At 53.1% G+C, this 20,075-nt stretch carries 18 protein-coding genes; 9 read left to right on the top strand and 9 right to left on the bottom strand.

The window, feature by feature from the left end; genetic code table 11:
* Positions 1-91: 91 nt before the first annotated feature.
* Genes rutG through rutA form a run of 7 tightly spaced genes read right to left on the bottom strand, consistent with a single transcriptional unit; the run spans position 92 to position 5,531 of the window.
* Positions 92-1,411: a pyrimidine utilization transport protein G gene (rutG, locus tag DY231_RS15405; protein WP_115629715.1), complete on the bottom strand. Its 1,320-nt coding sequence runs from the start codon at positions 1,409-1,411 to the stop codon at positions 92-94.
* Positions 1,412-1,439: 28 nt separating this feature from the next.
* Complete coding sequence (gene rutF, locus DY231_RS15400) at positions 1,440-1,928, bottom strand: NADH-dependent FMN reductase RutF (RefSeq protein WP_115629713.1); 489 nt, start codon at positions 1,926-1,928, stop codon at positions 1,440-1,442.
* Between the two features lie 9 nt (positions 1,929-1,937).
* On the bottom strand, positions 1,938-2,528 hold the full coding sequence (locus DY231_RS15395; RefSeq protein ID WP_115629712.1) for a malonic semialdehyde reductase: 591 nt from the start codon (positions 2,526-2,528) through the stop codon (positions 1,938-1,940).
* Positions 2,525-3,337 (bottom strand): pyrimidine utilization protein D, encoded by an 813-nt coding sequence (gene rutD / locus DY231_RS15390; RefSeq protein ID WP_115629710.1) that lies wholly within the window; start codon positions 3,335-3,337, stop codon positions 2,525-2,527. Before rutD ends, DY231_RS15395 begins: the two co-directional genes overlap by 4 nt.
* Before the next feature lie 3 nt (positions 3,338-3,340).
* Positions 3,341-3,727: a pyrimidine utilization protein C gene (gene rutC / locus DY231_RS15385; RefSeq protein WP_115629708.1), complete on the bottom strand. Its 387-nt coding sequence runs from the start codon at positions 3,725-3,727 to the stop codon at positions 3,341-3,343.
* Positions 3,728-3,741: 14 nt separating this feature from the next.
* Positions 3,742-4,440 carry a pyrimidine utilization protein B gene (rutB, locus tag DY231_RS15380; protein ID WP_115629706.1) on the bottom strand — a complete coding sequence of 233 codons (699 nt, stop codon included), beginning with the start codon at positions 4,438-4,440 and terminating at the stop codon, positions 3,742-3,744.
* Entirely contained in the window at positions 4,440-5,531 is a 1,092-nt protein-coding gene (gene rutA / locus DY231_RS15375; RefSeq protein ID WP_115629704.1) for a pyrimidine utilization protein A, read from the bottom strand. Before rutA ends, rutB begins: the two co-directional genes overlap by 1 nt.
* Before the next feature lie 255 nt (positions 5,532-5,786).
* Here rutA and rutR point away from each other — a divergent pair, with 255 nt between their 5' ends.
* Positions 5,787-6,431: an HTH-type transcriptional regulator RutR gene (gene rutR, locus DY231_RS15370; RefSeq protein ID WP_115629702.1), complete on the top strand. Its 645-nt coding sequence runs from the start codon at positions 5,787-5,789 to the stop codon at positions 6,429-6,431.
* On the opposite strand, the gene DY231_RS15365 is transcribed toward rutR, so the two are convergent.
* Together DY231_RS15365 and putA are read right to left on the bottom strand one after the other, a co-directional pair.
* Positions 6,428-6,826 (bottom strand): lysozyme inhibitor LprI family protein, encoded by a 399-nt coding sequence (locus DY231_RS15365; RefSeq protein WP_115629700.1) that lies wholly within the window; start codon positions 6,824-6,826, stop codon positions 6,428-6,430. The two genes, rutR and DY231_RS15365, sit on opposite strands and share 4 nt — an antisense overlap.
* Before the next feature lie 58 nt (positions 6,827-6,884).
* Positions 6,885-10,847, bottom strand: a complete 3,963-nt coding sequence (gene putA, locus DY231_RS15360) for a trifunctional transcriptional regulator/proline dehydrogenase/L-glutamate gamma-semialdehyde dehydrogenase (RefSeq protein ID WP_115629698.1) — start codon at positions 10,845-10,847, stop codon at positions 6,885-6,887.
* A gap of 379 nt (positions 10,848-11,226) precedes the next feature.
* Between putA and putP the strand changes: the two genes are divergently transcribed.
* The 8 genes from putP (at position 11,227) to chbA (ending at position 20,067) form a co-directional block, all read left to right on the top strand.
* The gene (gene putP / locus DY231_RS15355) at positions 11,227-12,735 is read left to right on the top strand and encodes a sodium/proline symporter PutP (RefSeq protein ID WP_115629696.1); all 1,509 of its coding nucleotides are present in this window, start codon (positions 11,227-11,229) and stop codon (positions 12,733-12,735) included.
* A gap of 175 nt (positions 12,736-12,910) precedes the next feature.
* Positions 12,911-13,744 (top strand): iron uptake transporter permease EfeU, encoded by an 834-nt coding sequence (efeU, locus tag DY231_RS15350; RefSeq protein WP_115629694.1) that lies wholly within the window; start codon positions 12,911-12,913, stop codon positions 13,742-13,744.
* 33 nt (positions 13,745-13,777) lie between these two features.
* Positions 13,778-14,902 (top strand): iron uptake system protein EfeO, encoded by a 1,125-nt coding sequence (gene efeO, locus DY231_RS15345; RefSeq protein ID WP_115629689.1) that lies wholly within the window; start codon positions 13,778-13,780, stop codon positions 14,900-14,902.
* 18 nt (positions 14,903-14,920) lie between these two features.
* Entirely contained in the window at positions 14,921-16,204 is a 1,284-nt protein-coding gene (gene efeB, locus DY231_RS15340) for an iron uptake transporter deferrochelatase/peroxidase subunit (protein WP_115629687.1), read from the top strand.
* 625 nt (positions 16,205-16,829) lie between these two features.
* Entirely contained in the window at positions 16,830-17,618 is a 789-nt protein-coding gene (gene phoH / locus DY231_RS15335; protein ID WP_172588700.1) for a phosphate starvation-inducible protein PhoH, read from the top strand.
* A 262-nt stretch (positions 17,619-17,880) separates the two neighbouring features.
* Positions 17,881-18,207, top strand: coding sequence for a PTS sugar transporter subunit IIB (locus tag DY231_RS15330; protein WP_115629683.1), 327 nt, complete (start codon positions 17,881-17,883; stop codon positions 18,205-18,207).
* An 86-nt stretch (positions 18,208-18,293) separates the two neighbouring features.
* On the top strand, positions 18,294-19,652 hold the full coding sequence (gene chbC / locus DY231_RS15325) for a PTS N,N'-diacetylchitobiose transporter subunit IIC (protein ID WP_034456264.1): 1,359 nt from the start codon (positions 18,294-18,296) through the stop codon (positions 19,650-19,652).
* A 67-nt stretch (positions 19,653-19,719) separates the two neighbouring features.
* On the top strand, positions 19,720-20,067 hold the full coding sequence (gene chbA / locus DY231_RS15320) for a PTS N,N'-diacetylchitobiose transporter subunit IIA (protein WP_115629681.1): 348 nt from the start codon (positions 19,720-19,722) through the stop codon (positions 20,065-20,067).
* Positions 20,068-20,075: the final 8 nt, after the last annotated feature.

Here is a 20,075-nt window from a genome sequence, read left to right as displayed (position 1 = left end):
AGACCGGATATGTCTGTTTTGTCGGGGGTCGCTACGCTAGCCCGACCTACAACGACTTACTGTAGGTCGGGTAAGCGAAGCGTCATCCGAGTTACGGAACGACTGCGCTGTCGGCAATAACCGCCGGGCGGCGGCTCAAAATCGCGTTCAGTATAATCGCGCCAAAAGTAGCCGTCCCAATCCCGCCGAGCGTGAAACCACCGATCGTTAAGGCGAAATCACCCGCCCCTAAAACCAGCGTGACCGCCACCATAATCAGGTTGCCGTTCTGGCTTAAATCAACATTGTGCTGCACCCAAATCCGTGCGCCTGCTACGGCTATCAAGCCAAACACCACAATGGATGCGCCGCCAATCACTGGCCCTGGAATAGTATGGATAAGCGCGCCAAATTTTGGTGAAAAACCCAATAACATGGCGATGCCGGACGCGGCGACAAACACGAGTATTGAATAGACTTTTGTCACCGCCATCACACCGATATTTTCCGCGTAAGTCGTCACGCCGCTGCCACCGACCGAGCCTGAAAGCATGGTTGCCAGGCCATCACCGACAAACGCTTTACCGATGTACGGGTCCATATTTTTACCCGTCATCCCGGCAACGGCTTTTAAATGCCCGAGGTTTTCTGCCACCAGAATCACCGCCACGGGCGCAATCAGCATCATCGCCTGCACGTTAAATGTCGGCGAAGTCATTTGCGGAACACCGAACCATGCCGCAGCACCGATCAGCGCAAAATCCACCGGTTTACCGAAGCCAAAACCATTTGCCAGCACCGCGTAAATGGCGCAGGCGAGAATGAGGCCAATCAGAATTAACAAGCGCTGGATCATGCCTCGGGTAAACACCGCAACCAGCCCGATACACATCACCGTCATGACCGCCATCCAGCTATCGAAACTGCTGGCTGAAACGCCACGTACCGCAATGGGTGCCAGATTCAGGCCGATGGCCATCACCACAGCACCGGTCACGACGGGCGGCATCAGCCGTTCAATCCAGCGCGTTCCGGCCTTCATCACCACAAACCCAATCAGCGTATACACCAGGCCGCAGGCAATAATTCCGCCGAGCGCCACGCTTAAATGTGGGTTTAAGCCTTGCCCGTTAAAACCAGTAACAGCAATCACCACGCCGACAAACGCGGCACTCGAGCCTAAGTAACTCGGCACGCGCCCTCCGGTGACCAGGAAGAATAGCAGCGTCCCAACCCCCGACATTAATATCGACAAATTAGGATCAAGCCCCATCAAAAGCGGCATCAGTACCGTTGCGCCAAACATCGCCACCGCATGCTGCACGCCCATCACCAGCGTTTGACCGAGCGGCAGCGTTTCGTCAGGGGCGATGACTCCGCCTTCCGTTATCGCAGATTTTTTACGCCATTGTGGAAACCAGGAATTCGCCATATTCATCTCCAGAGGGAACACGTTTCGGCTAACAGGCAGGCCGCATCAGTTGGTGATAGCCACGGTCAAACCACACCAGACCGTGGGACTCGTCGTTACGTTCAAGAGCCACTAATTCACAGAATAAAATGTCATGCGTGCCCACACTGACGACCTGGCTGATACGGCAATCAAAAGAGACAATGGCCCCTTCAAGTTGCGGACAGCCTGTCGCGCCGTTTCGCCAGCGCGCGGCAGAAAAGCGCTCGGTCATGGCGGTTTTTCCACCAAACAGATTGGATAACGCTTCGTGTCCGGCGGCCAGAGTGTTGACACATAGCGCTTCATTGCGGCTAAAAATCGGCCACACCGAAGCGCTACGATTCAGGCAAACCAGCAAAGTTGGCGGGTCGTCGGTGACGCTGCACACCGCTGATGCGGTAAAGCCTGCGCGTCCGGCAGGGCCGTCGGTGGTGACGATATTCACCGCCGCCCCCAGGCACGACATCGCATCGCGGAAGATTTGTTTCTCAATCATCTTTGCTCCTTAAGCCACGCGGCAAGCGGCTTCAAATGCTAAACGTGGCAGACGCGTATGGGCTTTTGCCGGGTCGCCATAACCGATGTTTATCAGCAAATTACTTTTCCAGCCGCTGGCGCTGAAAAACGCCGTATCGACTTTTTCACGGTCAAAACCGGACATCGGCCCGGTGTCTAAACCGAGCGCCCGACAGGCCGCAATCAGATAGGCCGCCTGCATGGAACTGTTGCGAAATGCCGTTTCTTCTGCCAGCTCCGGGCTTGAGGTAAACCAGGCGCGGGCGTCGGCGTAGGGGAACAACGTCGGCAATTGTTCAAAGAAAGCCGGATCCCAGGCCACGATGGCGGTCACGGGCGCGCTCATGGTTTTGTCGATATTGCCCGATGACAGCGCGGGTTTAAGACGTGCTTTTGCCTCCGGGCTGCGGACAAATAAAAAGCGCGCAGGCGAACAGTTGGCGGAGGTCGGGCCAAGGCGCAGCAGGTTATAAATCTCGGCAAGCTGGGTATCACTCACCGGTTTATCCAGCCACGCGCTGTGGGTTCGTGCGCCGGTAAACAGCGTTTCCAGCGCCTCGCTTGAGAGGGCATGACTCATACATTTTCCTTCTGAAAAGAGGGTTCGGTTTGCTGCAAAGCGCTCATTGCGTTGAGAAACCGTTGATTAAAATTATTCGCGTCAGTGACGTTGCAGGCGTGTCCACCCCATGGCATCACCTCAAGCGTACTTTGAGGCAGCGATTCATGTAATTCCACAGAACAATTCCACGGCACCAGCAGATCGTCGCGGGAGCAAATCAACAGCACCGGCTGGTGAATATGTGCGGCTGTGTCGTGGAAATCAGCCGCCTTCAGCGCATTCAGGCGGCGAGTCAGATTTTCAGCTCCCTGAAAGTGCGCATTGTGCATGGCTTCTTCGGCCTCGAGGCGCGGCTGATTCGCCGCCATCCAGTCTGCCGGGTAGAGAAAGAGCGGTTGAGCCTGCAAATAGGCGGTTGGGCCACTATCGCGCAGCAGCGTTTCACGCACCGCAAAACAGCGCCGCGTATGAGCATTGAGCTGCAACCAGCCATTAATTATCGCAATGCGCTCAATAGACGCCGGGTAGTCCAGCGCCAGTTGCAGGGCGACCAGCCCGCCGAGCGCATGCCCGAGCACGCTGTAATGCGTAATGCCCTGTTGCAACACGGCGCTGTGGATTTCATAGGCCATATCGGCAAGCGAGTAATCAGCGGGTAGCGGCTCGCGGTTCACACCCGTCCCGCGCTGGTCGTACACCACCAGTTGGTAATGTTCGCTCAGTGCCGCGCGTTGTGGCAGCCAGTAATTGCCAGTTCCTCCAAGCCCGGCAATCAAGAGCAGAACGGGGGCGTCGGGGAAGGGTGCTGGAGTCAGCTCAATTTGCATAAGCTATTTCCCGATATGCGCGACGCTGGCGATTTCAACCAACGCGTCGGGTTTTACCAGCCCGCACTGAATGCAGAATCGGGCCGGTTTTTCACCGGGGAAAAACTCGGCGTACACTTCGTTGATGGCGGCGTAGTTGCTCCAGTCGGTGATGAAAATCGAGTTAAACGTCACGTCATTCAGGGTGCCGCCTGCGGTTTCAATCACCAATTTTATGGTTTCCAGCACATGGCGCGTCTGGGCTTTGGCGTCTCCGACATACACCACATTGTTTTGCTTATCGAACGGCAACGTTCCGGAGACATACACCACACCATCGGCCAAGGTACCCGGTACAAATGGCGCGATAGGGGTTGTGGTTCCCGGCGGAATAATCACAGATTTCGGCATCGGCATTCTCCTGTTCAGGCAATTCGGGCAAGGGATGGCGGCTGTAACGCCTGGCAAAACGTGCCGACGTCGCTCACCCAACCAAAGAAGGTTTCAATATTGAAAAGTGCGGCTTGCTGCGCAAACGCAGGTCCAGCCTGATGCGTGGCGTCGGCTAACACCACGCCAAAATATTCGAGGAAAAAGCCATCGCGCAGTGTCGATTCCACGCAAACGTTGGTGGCGATACCGGTAAACACCAGGTGGCGAATGCCCCGCGAGCGCAAAATGCTATCCAGCGGCGTGTTAAAGAAACCGCTGTAGCGGGGTTTAGGCAACACGATATCGCCTGGTTGCGGCACCAGTTCGTCCACCAGTTGGTAATCCCAGCTACCTTTTGCCAGCAGTTTTCCCTGTAACTCCGGCTGCTTGCGCATGGTTTTGAGGGCGTTGGACTTGTGGAAATTCGGCGAACCTAGCCCGCCAGCTTCGACATAATCGCTGTCCCAACCGTTCTGGAACCAGACAATCAACATGCCAGCTTCGCGAGCGGCGGCCACCGCTGTTTTAATGTTTTCGATAACCGGTTTGGTTGCTGAAACATCAAAGCCCGCAAGGTCCAGATAACCGCCCTGGCTTGCGTAAGCATTTTGCATATCGACGACAATCAGCGCCGTCTGTTCAGCCGCAAACGTGATGGCTTCGGGGCGAGCATCAAGAGTGATTTGTTTCATCACGCCACCTCGCGAGCAGAAGGGGAAAGATGCGCGCGCGACTGCATCAGGGGTTGGATTTTTTCGCCGAAAGCTTCAATGCCAGCGAGGAAATCATCAAAGGTGAGCAGCACGCCTTCAGCACCCGGAACGGTGGCGACTTCATCCAGCAGACGGGCGACGGTGGCGTAAGAACCCACCAGGGTGCCCATGTTGATATTCACGGCTGAAGTGGGGTCCGCCATCTGGCGCACGTTGGTATCGGAACCGGAACGTGTGTCTTTTTGACTTTGTTCGGTCAACCAGGCCAGCGCTTCTTCATCGGCACCCGCTTTGTAGTGCTCCCATTTGGCGCGGGCGGCCTCGTCGGTTTCATCGGCGATAATCATAAACAGCACATAGGAACCGACATCGCGCCCGGTTATTTGCGCCGCTTCAACCATGCGCGCGGCAGTGGGAGCGAAGGCGGTTGGCGTGTTAACGCCTTTGCCAAAGCAGAAGTTGTAATCGGCATATTCGGCAGAAAACGCCATGCCGGCATCGCTCTGCCCGGCGCAAATCATTTTCACTGGCTGAGAGGGACGCGGGCTTAAGCGGCAATCGTTCATGGTGAAAAACTCACCTTTTAAATCACTTTGCCCGGTTCCCCACAAATCGCGCAGCACCGTGGCGTATTCAGAAAGGTAGTCGTAGCGGCGAGCGAAATATTCATCGCCCGGCCAGATGCCCATTTGCTCGTATTCCGGTTTCTGCCAGCCAGTCACCAGATTCACCCCAAAGCGCCCCGGTGCGATGGAATCAATGGTCGATGCCATTCGCGCCACGATAGCAGGCGGCAATGTGAGCGTGGCCGCCGTCGCGTAGATCTGAATTTTGGACGTCACCGCCGCAAGCCCTGCCATCAGGCTGAACGACTCGAGGTTATGATCCCAAAATTCGGTTTTGCCGCCAAAGCCGCGCAGTTTGATCATCGAGAGGGCAAAGTCGAAATCGTAATATTCAGCTTTTTGCACAATCGCTTTGTTCAGCTCAAACGTGGGCATGTATTGCGGCGCGTTAGTAGAAATTAACCAGCCGTTGTTGCCGATAGGAACGAATACGCCAATTTTCATCACAAGCCTCTCTGGAAATGGTTGCTTTCAGTTGAGTCTTTGCAAGCCGGATGCCAGGTTGGAAAACTGTTTTGTTATCATCATGTTGATAATTGGTTTCTATTTTTGATGTATTAAAATCAGACTGTTTGGTCAAAATGAATGCACAAAAAACAGGCGTCAGTGCGCGTTGAGGGTGCAAAGGGGCGCAAACAGATCGTTGTCGTCAGGCGCTTTTGCTATGCTGTTGGGCAAAACCGAATAAAGAGAAATGGCATGGCACAAGGTGGCGCAGCAACCAAAGAAACCGGACGGCGCATGCGTGCGGTCGCAGCGAAAAAGCAGGCTATTCTGGCGGCGGGACTGGAGTTTTTCTCCCAGTTTGGCATTCACGGCACCAGCATCGAGCAGGTCGCTGAGCGTGCCGAAGTGTCGAAAACCAATCTTCTCTATTATTACCCTTCCAAAGAAGCGCTCTATGTCGCGGTGCTCAAACAAATTCTGGATATCTGGCTGGCGCCGTTACGTGCTTTTCGTGAAGATTTACAGCCGCTGGTGGCGATAGGCGAATACATCCGTCTGAAGCTTGAAGTTTCACGTGATTACCCGCAGGCCTCGCGCCTGTTCTGCCTCGAAATGCTGCAAGGGGCACCGCTTTTAAAAGAAGAATTAACCGGGGATTTAAAAACGCTGGTGGATGAAAAATCGGCCATTATTGCCGGATGGGTCGAGAGTGGAAAACTGGCGGCGGTTGACCCGCACCATTTGATTTTCATGCTGTGGGCAACCACTCAGCACTATGCTGACTTCGCAAGCCAGGTTGAAGCGGTGGCGGGCAGCAATCTTCAGGACGAGGCGTTTTTCCGCCGCACGGTTGAAAACGTGCAGCGGATGATTATTGAAGGGATTCGGGTGCGTTAATTCGAGCCTGGATGGAAAACACAGCTTACATCGCCTTCTTCGCAATTGAGCGTGCTTTTCAGCAGCTCCGTGCGCTCACGGGTTTTGTCTGTCATACATTGCGCGTGCACCATTGGGACGACGGATGCGCCGTCAGCGCCAGAGGTTAAGAATGCACAATCGGCATCGCGAAATGCAATCCACGCATTTTGCGCCGCCTTAAGCTGAGTTTTCTGGGTATCCGTGGCGAGTATCATTGCCTTCTGATATGTCTGATTGAGCAAATCGTCCTGCTTTTTATACTCTTTACCGTAACACTCATTCAGCCCAGCCTGCGATGTCTCGTTATCGCAACTGTCGGCAAGCACATTGGCGCTTAATAACAGGCAAGAAATAAGTAAACAAACACGTTTCATCATCATTCCTCGAATAAAAAAGGCTCCCAAAAAGGAGCCTTTTTAGCGTAGTGAAAACTTAGCCGATTGTCATCAAACTGGCGTTGCCGCCTGCGGCTGCGGTGTTCACACTTAGCGAGCGCTCAACGTACAAACGCTCCAGCAACAGGTTGGTTTCACCGCGCGCAAAGCCCTGCACCGAAACAATCGCACCGTCGCGTGCCGCCACTTTCTCACACAGCAAACGTAGCTGGTCGGAATCACCGTGGTAAATCACCGCATCAAACGACTGGCTTAACAGCGCATCTTCTTTTGCAAAGTCGATGTGTTTTTGTACCAGCGCAGGCAGGGATTTTGCCAGCTCACGATGCAGCTTGTCATCGGCCCACAGCGCACGGCTGCCAACGCTGGTGACTGCCGCCAGTTGTACCAGCGCGTCTTGCTCGTTATCGGCGATACATAACACGCGTTCACGCGGCATTAACGCGTAGGTATTGCGCTCGCCCGTTGGTCCCGGTAGCTGGCGCAGCGTGCCGCTTTGTGCCAGTAGTGCGAAGCGTTCGCAGATTGCAGGCAATTCCCCTTTCTTCACTGCCCATTGCGTCAGCGCCTGGTGGGCTTCCTGGAGACGGGCTTTCAGCGTGGTATCCACTGGCAGCTCCGCATCCTGGCGGCTAAAGGTGATTTGCAGTGCGCTATCCGGGCGGTTAGCCAGCAGACGATACAGATACAGCGGGCCGCCAGCTTTCGGGCCCGTGCCGGATAAACCTTCGCCGCCAAACGGCTGCACGCCGACGACTGCGCCGACCATATTGCGGTTCACATACATATTGCCGACATGGGCTGAACCGGTCACTTGCGCGATGGTCTCGTCGATACGGGTATGTACACCCAGCGTCAGGCCGTACCCGGCGGCGTTGATTTGGTTAATCAATGCTTCCAGGTTGTTGCGGTTGTAGCGCACCACGTGCAGCACCGGGCCAAACACCTCTTTTTGCATTTCATCGAAGCTTTCCAGCTCAATCAGTGTCGGTGCGACAAAAGTGCCACTCTGCCACTCTTTTGCATCCACGCTGTTTTCACGCGCGGCCTGGAATACTTTGCGGCCTTTACCACGCAGCGTCTGGATGTGTTTCTCGATATTCTCTTTGGCCTCGCTATCAATCACCGGGCCGATGTCTGTTGTCAGGCGGCCTGGGTTGCCCATGCGGCATTCTGCCATCGCGCCGCGCAGCATTTGCAGCGTGTGCTCCGCGACGTCTTCCTGAATACACAGGACGCGCAGGGCTGAACAACGTTGGCCTGCGCTATCAAACGCTGAAGCCAGCACATCAACTACCACTTGCTCGGTGAGCGCGGAGGAATCGACGATCATGGCGTTCAGACCGCCCGTTTCGGCGATCAGCGGGGTCGGGCGGCCTTGCGCATCGAGACGGTCAGCGATATTGCGTTGCAGTAAAGTGGCGACCTCGGTGGAGCCGGTAAACATCACGCCACGCACGCGGGCATCGCCGGTAAGTTGCGCCCCGACGGTTTCACCCCGACCAGGCAGCAGTTGCAGCACGCCCGCAGGCACACCGGCTTCGAGCAAAATAGCGATACCCTGTGCGGCAATCAGCGGAGTTTGTTCGGCCGGTTTTGCCAGCACGCTGTTCCCCGCAGCAAGGGCGGCAGCAATTTGGCCGCTAAAGATAGCCAGCGGGAAGTTCCACGGGCTGATACACACTACCGGGCCGAGTGGGCGATGGGTTTCGTTATCGAAATCATCGCGTACCTGGCCTGCGTAATAATGCAGGAAATCGACCGCTTCACGCACTTCGGCAATCGCATTGCTGAAGGTTTTACCGGCTTCGCGCACCAGAATGCCAATCAACTGCTGCATCTGGCCTTCCATGATCACCGCTGCACGCTCAAGAATCGCGGCGCGTTCTTGCGGCGGCGTGGCGAACCAGATTGGCGCGTTGTTTACCGCGCTTTCCAGTGCCTTTGAAACTTCATCGGCTGTCGCTTCACGGGTAAAGCCTACGATATCGGTGGGTTCCGCCGGGTTCTTCACCGCAACCATATCGCCTGGCGCAACAGGGTTTTCCAGAATCGGCAGCGCCTGCCATTTTTGTGCCGCACTGTTCAGCAGGGCAGAAGAGAGCGAGGCCAGGCGGTGTTCGTTCGCCAGATCCAGCCCGCCGGAGTTGGTACGACCGCTGCCATACAGCTCTTTTGGCAAGGGGATTTTTGGATGCGGCAGGCCGAGTTGGCCTTCTTTGCCCGCAATGCCTTCGATGGCGGTGACAGGGTCAGCGACTAATTCGTCAAGCGGCAGCGTGTTATCGGCGATACGGTTAACAAACGAGGTGTTCGCGCCGTTTTCCAGCAGGCGGCGCACCAGGTACGCCAGCAGCGTTTCATGGGTGCCGACCGGGGCATAAATGCGGCAAGGGCGGTTCAGTTTTCCGTCCGCAATTTTGCCCACCACTTGATCATAAAGCGGCTCGCCCATGCCGTGCAGGCACTGGAATTCGTACTGGCCCGGGTAGTAGTTTTGCCCGGCGAGGTTGTAAATGGCCGCCAGCGTGTGGGCATTGTGGGTCGCAAACTGCGGGTAAATCAGGTTCGGTACGGCCAGCAGTTTTTTGGCGCAGGCCAGATATGAGATATCGGTGTAAACCTTGCGAGTGTAAACCGGGTAGCCTTCCAGGCCGTCCATCTGCGCGCGTTTGATTTCACTGTCCCAGTAGGCGCCTTTCACCAGGCGAATCATCAGGCGGCGACGACTGCGGGTGGCGAGATCAACCAGGTAGTCAATCACGAACGGGCAGCGTTTTTGGTAGGCCTGAATCACGAAGCCGATACCGTTCCAGCCCGCCAGTTCCGGCTCGAAGCACAGTTTTTCCAGCAGATCGAGGGAGATCTCCAGGCGATCGGCTTCTTCGGCGTCGATGTTGATGCCCACGTCGTACTGGCGTGCCAGCAGCGTCAGGGATTTCAGGCGCGGATACAACTCTTCCATCACGCGGTCGTACTGCGCGCGGCTATAACGCGGATGCAGCGCAGAAAGCTTGATGGAAATCCCAGGGCCTTCGTAAATACCGCGCCCGTTTGAGGCTTTACCAATCGCGTGAATTGCCTGCTGATAAGACACCATGTACGCCTGCGCGTCGGCGGCGGTCAGTGCCGCTTCGCCCAACATATCGTAGGAGTAGCGGAACCCTTTTTCTTCAAGTTTGCGGGCGTTGGCGAGCGCCTCAGCGATGGTTTCGCCGGTCACAAACTGCTCGCCCATCAGGCGCATTGCCATATCCACGCCTTTGCGGATTAACGGCTCGCCACTCTTGCTGATAATACGGTTCAGCGAGTGGGACAAACTGGCTTCGTTGTGGGTGGAAACCAGACGGCCAGTAAACAACAAGCCCCAGGTCGCCGCGTTCACAAACAGAGACGGGCTACGGCCAATATGTGAATGCCAGTTGCCATTGCTGATTTTGTCGCGAATTAACGCATCACGCGTCGCTTTGTCCGGAATGCGCAATAAAGCTTCTGCGAGGCACATTAATGCCACACCTTCTTGCGAAGAAAGTGAAAATTCCTGCAATAAACCCTGTACCATGCCCGCCCGGCCTGTTGCGCTCTTCTGATTACGCAATTTATCGGCGAGCTGATAAGCCAGTTTGTGGGTTTGTTCGGCGATGACAGGGGAGAGGCGAGCTTGCTCGAGGATCATGGGCACCGCGTCGGTTTCCGGGCGGCGCCAGGCGGCGGTAATCGCGGCACGCGTGACCGATTGCGGAAGAATTTGCTCAGCGAAATCAAGGAACGGCTGATGCGTTTCTTCAACGTGCGGTGCGGCTTCTTCACTTTCGTTGGCGGCACCCGCCAGCAGAGCCGGGAGTTCTGGCAATTCGTCGTTGTTTTCCAGGCGTTCAAGATAGTTAAAAATCGCCTGTTTAATTAGCCAGTGCGGTGTGCGGTCAATGCGTGAAGCGGCTTCTTTAATGCGCTCGCGAGTCGATTCGTCGAGCTTAACACCCATGGTAGTGCTGCCCATGCCAATGGCTCCCTTGCCCGTGATTAATCGGGCAGATAGTAAAGGACTGATAAAAGTTACCCGGCAATATCTATCATGTTGCAACTTTGTGCAACCTTGTTAAATGTGAGCTGGATAGCAAGCTGGGAAATAGATCGAATTGTTAAATTAGACCTAAGAAAGCGAGCGGGCTAATTATTTGCAGACAGGGTGAATTTACCGACGCAGTTAACAGTTTAGGAGGGTGCAACCGTGAAAAGCGTGAGCGAGTGCAACCTCCAGGAAAAAGCTATTTTTTGTACGGTGAATTTATTGTGAATAACGTGTTAAAACGCTTGCGAAATGAAATTAATAAAAACCTGTGCTGCGTTCCGGCATGGCAAAAATCTGGAGAACTTGCATGACTATGAGTACACCAATGCTGGTGACTTTCTTTATCTACATCTTCGGCATGATATTGATAGGGTTTATCGCCTGGCGTTCAACCAAAAACTTCGATGACTATATTCTGGGCGGTCGCAGCCTGGGAAGCGTCGTCACCGCATTATCAGCAGGCGCATCCGACATGAGCGGCTGGTTGCTGATGGGCTTGCCCGGCGCCATCTTCCTTTCCGGTATTTCGGAAAGCTGGATTGCCATCGGCCTGACCGTGGGGGCGTACATCAACTGGAAACTGGTTGCAGGCCGTCTGCGTGTTCACACTGAAGTGAATAACAACGCACTGACGCTGCCGGATTATTTCACCGGGCGTTTTGAAGATAAAAGCCGCATCCTGCGCATTATCTCGGCGCTGGTGATTTTGCTGTTCTTCACCATTTATTGTGCGTCTGGCATTGTGGCGGGGGCGCGTCTGTTCGAAAGTACCTTTGGCATGAGCTACGAAACCGCACTGTGGGCGGGTGCTGCGGCCACTATCATTTATACCTTCGTCGGCGGGTTCCTTGCGGTGAGCTGGACTGACACAGTGCAAGCAAGCCTGATGATTTTCGCCCTGATCCTGACTCCAATCATGGTAGTGATTGCCGTCGGCGGGTTTGACGATTCCATGGCGGTTATCAAGCAAAAAAGCATCGAAAACGTCGATATGCTCAAGGGCCTGAACTTCGTGGCGATTATCTCGCTGATGGGCTGGGGTCTGGGCTACTTTGGTCAGCCGCATATTCTGGCGCGTTTCATGGCGGCAGACTCGCATCACACTATCGTGAAAGCGCGTCGCATCAGTATGACCTGGATGGTTTTGTGCCTGGCGGGCGCGTGTGCTGTGGGCTTCTTCGGTATCGCTTACTTCAACAACAACCCGGCGCTTGCGGGTGCGGTGAACCAGAATGGTGAGCGTGTGTTCATTGAACTGGCGCAGCTACTGTTCAACCCGTGGATTGCTGGCATCTTGCTGTCGGCCATTCTGGCGGCGGTAATGTCCACTCTGAGCTGCCAGTTACTGGTGTGTTCAAGTGCAATCACTGAGGACTTGTATAAAGCCTTCTTCCGTAAACACGCCGGGCAGAAAGAGTTGGTGTGGGTAGGGCGTTTCATGGTGTTGGTGGTGGCGCTGATCGCCATCGCGCTGGCGGCAAACCCTGAAAACCGTGTGCTGGGTCTGGTGAGCTATGCCTGGGCAGGCTTTGGTGCCGCATTCGGTCCGGTTGTGCTGCTCTCGGTAATGTGGTCACGCATGACGCGCAATGGCGCACTGGCGGGGATGATCATCGGTGCTGTGACGGTCATCGTCTGGAAACAGTTCGGCTGGTTGGGTCTGTACGAAATCATCCCTGGTTTCGTCTTCGGCAGCATCGGCATTGTGGTGGTTAGCCTGCTGGGTAAAGCGCCAAGTGCCACCATGCAAAAACGCTTTGAACAAGCGGATGAGATTTACCACACCGCACCACCGTCAAAGCTACAGCCTGAGTAACATTTAGGGACTGCATATTCTCTCAAAGGCCGCATTCAGCGGCCTTTTTTACAAGTGTACATAAATAACCAAATTCTCTTCTTGTGTTTATTTTTGTGGTAATGATAATCACAATCGTTCTTCTTTTACTTTTCTTTACGTCTTTTGACCTGAGTTCACAGTTGGGGTGTCAGGAATGTTTGTTCCGTTTCTCATAATGTTACGCGAAGGCCTGGAGGCCGCGCTGATTGTTAGCTTAATTGCGAGCTACCTCAAGCGTACACAACGCGGCCAGTGGATTGGTGTGATGTGGATTGGCGTTGTAGCGGCGGCCGCACTCTGCCTGGGGCTGGGTATCTTCATTAATGAAACCACCGGTGAATTTCCGCAAAAAGAACAGGAGCTGTTCGAAGGTATCGTGGCGGTTATCGCGGTCTTCATTTTGACCTGGATGGTGTTCTGGATGCGCAAAGTGTCGCGCAACGTAAAGGGGCAGTTAGAACAGAAAGTTGACGAAGCCCTGCACAGTAAAGGCAACCACGGCTGGGCGCTGATTTTAATGGTGTTCTTCGCCGTCGCCCGTGAAGGCCTTGAGTCCGTATTCTTCTTGCTGGCAGCGTTTCAGCAGGATGTCGGCATCATGCCGCCGCTTGGCGCAATGCTCGGTTTGGGCACCGCTATCGTGCTTGGCTTCTTGCTTTACTGGGGCGGCATTCGCCTGAATCTGGCCGTGTTCTTTAAATGGACCAGCCTGTTTATTTTGCTGGTGGCAGCAGGGCTTGCGGCAGGGGCGGTTCGTGCGTTCCACGAGGCGGGACTCTGGAACCACTTCCAGGATATTGCTTTTGATCTCAGCAATGTTCTTTCAACGCATTCCCTGACCGGAACGCTGCTCGAAGGTATTTTTGGTTACCAGGAGACGCCGACAGTTAGCGAAGTGGCGATGTACTTTATTTACCTGATTCCGGCGCTGGTGCTGTTCTGCATCCCGCCGCGCATGAGCACTCAGGCAACAAATAACGTTCGTTAGTTACAACATACTAATATTTTATAGGGATTGGCCATGACTACACATTTTCGTCGTAAGGCTTTGCACGCCACGCTTTTCGCGTTCGCTTCTTCTGCTTTCGCAGTACAAGCCGCTGATGTTCCTCAGGTAAAAGTGACTGTCACCGATAAACAGTGCGAACCGATGAACATTACGGTTAATGCCGGTAAAACTCAGTTCATCATTCAGAACAACAGCCAGAAAGCGCTGGAGTGGGAAATCCTGAAAGGTGTGATGGTGGTTGAAGAGCGCGAAAACATCGCCCCTGGTTTCTCGCAGAAAATGACCGCTAACCTGCAAGCGGGCGAATATGACATGACCTGCGGTTTGTTAAGCAACCCGAAAGGCAAACTTATTGTTAAAGCAGCAGGGGAGCAGGCAGCGCCGAAGAACGATCTGATGGCACTGGCTGGCCCAATTACCGAATACAAAGCGTATGTCACCGCACAAGTTGCCGAGCTGGTGAAAGGTACCAAAGCGTTTACTGACGCAGTAAAAGCGGGAGATGTCGAAAAAGCCAAATCCTTGTATGCCCCAACGCGCCAGTACTACGAGCGTATTGAGCCGATTGCAGAACTGTTCTCTGACCTCGACGGCAGCATTGATGCCCGTGAAGATGATTACGAGCAGAAAGCCAATGATCCAAAATTCACCGGTTTCCACCGTCTTGAAAAAGCGCTGTTTGCGGATAACACCACCAAAGGCATGGAAAAATATGCCGAGCAACTGAATACCGACGTGCTGGATTTGCAGACGCGCATCTCCGAACTCGCATTCCCGCCGAGCAAAGTGGTGGGTGGCGCGGCTGGCCTGATTGAAGAAGTTGCGGCGAGCAAAATCAGCGGTGAAGAAGACCGTTACAGCCACACCGATCTGTGGGACTTCCAGGCAAACGTCGATGGCGCACAGAAAATCGTTAATCTTCTGCGTCCGTTGCTGACCAAAGATAACGCGCCATTGCTGGCGAAAGTGGATGCTAACTTCAAGAAAGTGGACACCATTCTGGCAAAATATCGCACCAAAGATGGCTTCGAGACTTACGACAAACTGACAGATGCTGACCGCAATGCTCTGAAAGGACCGGTAACGGCGCTGGCGGAAGACCTGTCTCAACTGCGCGGCGTTCTGGGTCTGGACTAAGTTTCGGGATAAAGTTTTATGGAAGATAAAAACAAAAACGGCGGGCATATTCCGGCTCGCCGTCGGTTGCTGAAAGGTTTGGGCGCGCTCGGTGGCGCCCTCGCCGTTGCGGGCGGTTGCCCGGTGGCGCACGCTGCAAAACAAGAAACATCGCCAGGCACTTTGCCGCCAGACGCTCGCATGGAAAAACAGCCGTTTTACGGTGTTCATCAGGCGGGCGTGTTAACACCTCAACAAGCGGCCATGATGCTGGTGGCGTTTGATGTGTTAGCCAGTGATAAAGCCGATCTTGAGCGCTTATTCAAATTGCTGACGGCGCGGTTTGATTTCCTCACCACCGGAGGTCCGGCACCGGATACGCCCAATCCGCGCATGCCACCGATGGACTCCGGGATTCTGGGGGCGGAAATTTACCCTGATAACCTGACGATTACGTTGGCGACAGGCACTTCGCTGTTTGACGAGCGCTTCGGTTTGCAGGGGCAAAAGCCCGCAAAACTGCAAAAAATGGAACGCTTCGCTAACGACTCGCTGGATGCCAGCCTGTGCCACGGTGATTTGCTGCTCCAGATTTGTGCCAATACTGCCGACACAGTGATTCATGCGTTGCGTGACATCATCAAACACACGCCAGATTTGCTTAGCGTGCGCTGGAAGCGGGAAGGGTTTATCTCTAACCACGCGGCGCGTTCGCGCGGCAAAGAGACGCCTATCAACCTGTTGGGCTTTAAAGACGGTACGGCGAACCCAAACAGCGAAGATAAACCGCTGATGGATGAAGTGGTTTGGGTGACGGAAAATCAACAAGAACCCGCATGGACTGTGGGCGGCAGCTATCAGGCCGTGCGCATTATCCAGTTCCATGTTGAGTCCTGGGACCGGACGCCACTCAAAGAGCAACAGACGATTTTTGGTCGCGATAAACACTCTGGCGCGCCGCTAGGTATGAAGAATGAGCACGATGAGCCTGATTATACTGCCGACCCTGACGGCAATGTGATTGCGCTGGATGCCCATATTCGCCTGGCGAACCCGCGTACTAAAGAGACGCAATCCAATCTGATGATGCGCCGGGGCTATAGCTATTCGCTGGGTGTTTCCAAATCCGGGCAACTGGATATGGGGCTGTTGTTTGTGTGCTTCCAGCATGATCTTGAGAAAGGTTTCCTGGCGGTGCAGCAACGGTTAAACGGCGAGGCGCTGGAGGAGTATGTGAAGCCCATTGGCGGCGGGTATTTCTTCGTGATGCCAGGCGTTAAGGATAAGCAGCACTATTTAGGGCAGGGGCTGATTGAGGCCTGATCTGTCGTTTGGCAACTACCCTCATCCTAACCTTCTCCCTGAGGGCGAAGGGGCTGTCCGGATTTCGCCCTCTCCTGGGGGAGAGGGCCGGGGTGAGGGCAATCCTTCCCCTGCTAATTTTTCATTTGCTAACAATTTGCCTGCCTGGTATTCATTCAATTTCTCTATTACTAGTCCTTTGATATAAAAGTGTAATATTTTTATGTCATAAACTGGGTGAGCGCGTGACGGAACGCGAATGTTGAATTAAAGTAAAATAAGTGTTGCATTTAAGATAAAATTTGATGTACTTAAAGCACGAGCGGTAGTTCCCGGCTGTGAATTTAAATCACATTGGAGATCGCGAATGGTAGGGTCCTGTACCGGACGATTGAACAAACTTCTTACCCGCACTATCCAGCGCGGAGGTGTCTCCTCCGGCTTCGCTATCTTCACCGCTAAAAAACCTAATCCTTTAACAACTCAATGTATTAACGATGCGCTAAGCGGCGTAAATCGTCTAACTGGTGCATCCTCTCAACCGGCAGTTCCTGGCTTAAAAGGAAGCCAAACCTCATCCGTTAGTGAACATAATCGCGCCCTTTGTCGTGACGCGGGAAATGAAACCAACTGTAAGGTGCCATCCATGGGAAGACAGAAAGCAGTGATCAAAGCTCGTCGTGAAGCAAAACGTGTGCTGAGACGGGATTCGCGTAGCCACAAGCAACGCGAAGAGGAATCGGTCACATCGCTTGTGCAGATGAGCGGCGTTGAATCTATCGGCATGGCCAGGGATTGCCGTGATAATTCACCAATAGCGGCGCGAAATGAGGCTCAAGAGCACTATCTTAATGCCATCGAGAAAAAGCAGCTGATCTTTGCCACGGGCGAAGCCGGTTGCGGCAAGACATATATCAGTGCGGCGAAAGCCGCTGAGGCCCTGATACATAAGGATGTCGACAGGATAATTGTTACCCGCCCGGTCCTGCAAGCTGACGAAGATCTCGGCTTCTTACCCGGGGATATTTCGGAAAAATTCGCCCCTTATTTCCGCCCGGTGTATGACATCCTGGTGCGACGTTTAGGGTCGTCTTTCATGCAGTATTGTCTGCGTCCCGAAATCGGCAAAGTAGAAATTGCGCCGTTCGCCTATATGCGCGGACGTACCTTCGAAAATGCGGTGGTTATTCTTGATGAGGCGCAGAACGTCACCGCAGCGCAAATGAAAATGTTCTTAACGCGCCTTGGGGAAAACGTGACGGTGATCGTCAATGGTGATATCACGCAATGTGATTTGCCACGCGGTGTTCAGTCCGGTCTGAGCGACGCTCTGCAACGTTTTGAAGAAGATGAAATGGTTGGTGTAATTCGTTTTGGCAAGCAAGATTGTGTGCGCTCAGCCCTTTGCCAGCGCACGTTGAATGCCTACGACTGATTTCTGGTGTCACTGAATTGTAAAGCCCAAACACTGTTTGGGCTTTTTTCTTTGCGCGAATTATTTACCCAAAATGTGAAGGGTATCAAAACGGATGGTCAAGGAGAGACAATTTTAAGTCCTGCGTTATTATTCCCCGCCAGATTGTTGCCGTATACTTCTTTCAACCAGAAACAATCAGAACTTTCCAATCAGTCCCTTTTGCAGGCGTGGGTTGTGCTGATATCCGACATGCAGACTGTTGCAACGTGAGGAATTTATTATGACGACTAAAAGACGTATCTACCTATTTTGTTCTGCCGGAATGTCCACCTCATTACTGGTATCAAAAATGAAGGCACAGGCAGAGAAGTATGAAGTACCGGTGATTATCGAAGCCTGGCCTGAAACTCTGGCTGCTGAAAAGGGCAAAGATGCGGATTTGGTATTACTTGGGCCGCAAATCGCTTACATGCTGCCAGAAATTCAAAAAGTATTACCAGGCAAGCCGGTAGAAGTTATTGATTCGGCAATGTACGGCAAAATTGATGGGTTAGGCGTGCTGAAAGCAGCAGTCGCATCGATCAAGAAAGCAGCAGCAAACAACTAACTTTTTATTTTGTTTTATTTTTCCGTCAAAGAACGACCTTACACAACCTGGCCGCAAGACTCTTGCGGCAATAAAGGAAATTACAAATGAGTAAAGTCATTGATTCACTTGAAAAGATATTGCTTCCTTTCGCAGTGAAAATTGGGAAGCAACCGCACGTCAACGCAATTAAAAATGGTTTCATCAAATTAATGCCATTGACACTTGCCGGTGCCATGTTTGTATTAATTAATAACGTATTTCTGAGTTTTGGTGCAGGTTCATTTTTCTATTCTTTAGGTATTCGTTTAGACCCCTCGACCATTGAAACCCTTAATGGGTTAAAAGCCATTGGCGGCAACGTATATAACGGTACGTTAGGTATTATGTCGCTAATGGCGCCTTTTTTCATTGGTATGGCGCTTGCTGAAGAACGTAAAGTTGACCCACTTGCAGCCGGTTTATTATCCGTAGCGGCATTTATGACTGTTACTCCATATAGTGTTGGCGAAGCATATGCTGTCGGCGCTAACTGGTTAGGCGGTCAGAATATTATTTCCGGTATTGTTATTGGTCTGGTTGTCGCGGAACTATTTACTTTTGTTATCCGCCGCAATTGGGTTATTACTTTGCCAGATAGCGTACCGACTTCGGTTTCGCGTTCCTTCTCTGCATTAATTCCAGGTTTTATTATCCTGTCTATTTTCGGGATTATTTCCTGGCTGTTGGCAAACCACGGTAGCAACTTCCACCAGATCATTATGGACTCCATCTCTACGCCGCTGGCGTCGATGGGTGCGGTAGTGGGTTGGGCGTACGTTATCTTCAACTCCCTGCTGTGGTTCTTCGGTGTGCATGGTTCACTGGCGCTGACCGCGCTGGACAACGGCATCATGACTCCATGGGCGCTGGAAAACATTGCAATATACAACCAGTACGGCTCTGTACAAGCGGCACTTGACGCGGGTAAACAGTTCCACTTCTGGGCGAAACCAATGCTCGACTCCTACATCCTGTTGGGTGGTTCTGGTGCGACGCTTGGCTTGATTATCGCAATCTTCATGGTTTCACGTCGTGCAGATCACCGTCAGGTGGCGAAACTGGCACTGCCTTCAGGCATCTTCCAGATTAACGAACCTATCCTGTTCGGTCTGCCAATCATCATGAACCCGGTTATGTTTATCCCGTTCGTACTGGTTCAGCCGATTCTGGCAGCCATTACGCTTGCGGCTTACTCTCTGGGGATTATTCCACCGGTCACTAACCTGGCTCCGTGGACTATGCCAACCGGCCTGGGTGCCTTCTTTAACAGTAACGGCAGTATCGCGGCTCTGTTAGTTGCGCTGTTCAACCTGGGTGTCGCGACATGTGTCTACATACCGTTCGTTATCCTGTCTAACAAAGCACAGGCTGTCATCGAAGAAGAAGAAAGCGAAGAAGATATTGCTAACGCACTGAAATTCTGATCTTAAGTTTTGGTTGGGGATGGCCCCCCTGTCCCCAACCACTTTAAATTTACCGGGAGAGAATTTGATGTTTGATTTAGAAAACGTAGTCGATAACGAAGTCGATACTAACGATCTTGAAGAAGTGGTTATGGGTTTAATCATCAATTCAGGCCAGGCTCGCAGCCTTGCATACGCCGCACTGAAAATCGCTAAAACTGGCGATTTTGAAAAAGCCTGGGAGTTGATGGCACAGTCGCGCGAAGCACTGAATGAAGCACACCTGGTGCAAACCAAACTGATTGAAGGTGACCAGGGCGAAGGCAAAACCAAAGTCAGCCTGGTGCTGGTTCATGCGCAAGACCACCTGATGACTTCTATGCTGGCGCGCGAGCTGGTGACAGAACTTATTGAGCTTCACGAAAAAATAAAATAAGTTGGAGT

Source organism: Buttiauxella agrestis (assembly GCF_900446255.1).
GTDB classification, from domain to species: Bacteria; Pseudomonadota; Gammaproteobacteria; order Enterobacterales; family Enterobacteriaceae; genus Buttiauxella; species Buttiauxella agrestis.
Note: the sequence above shows the minus strand (reverse complement) of the source record. Positions and strands in the feature narration are given on the sequence as shown.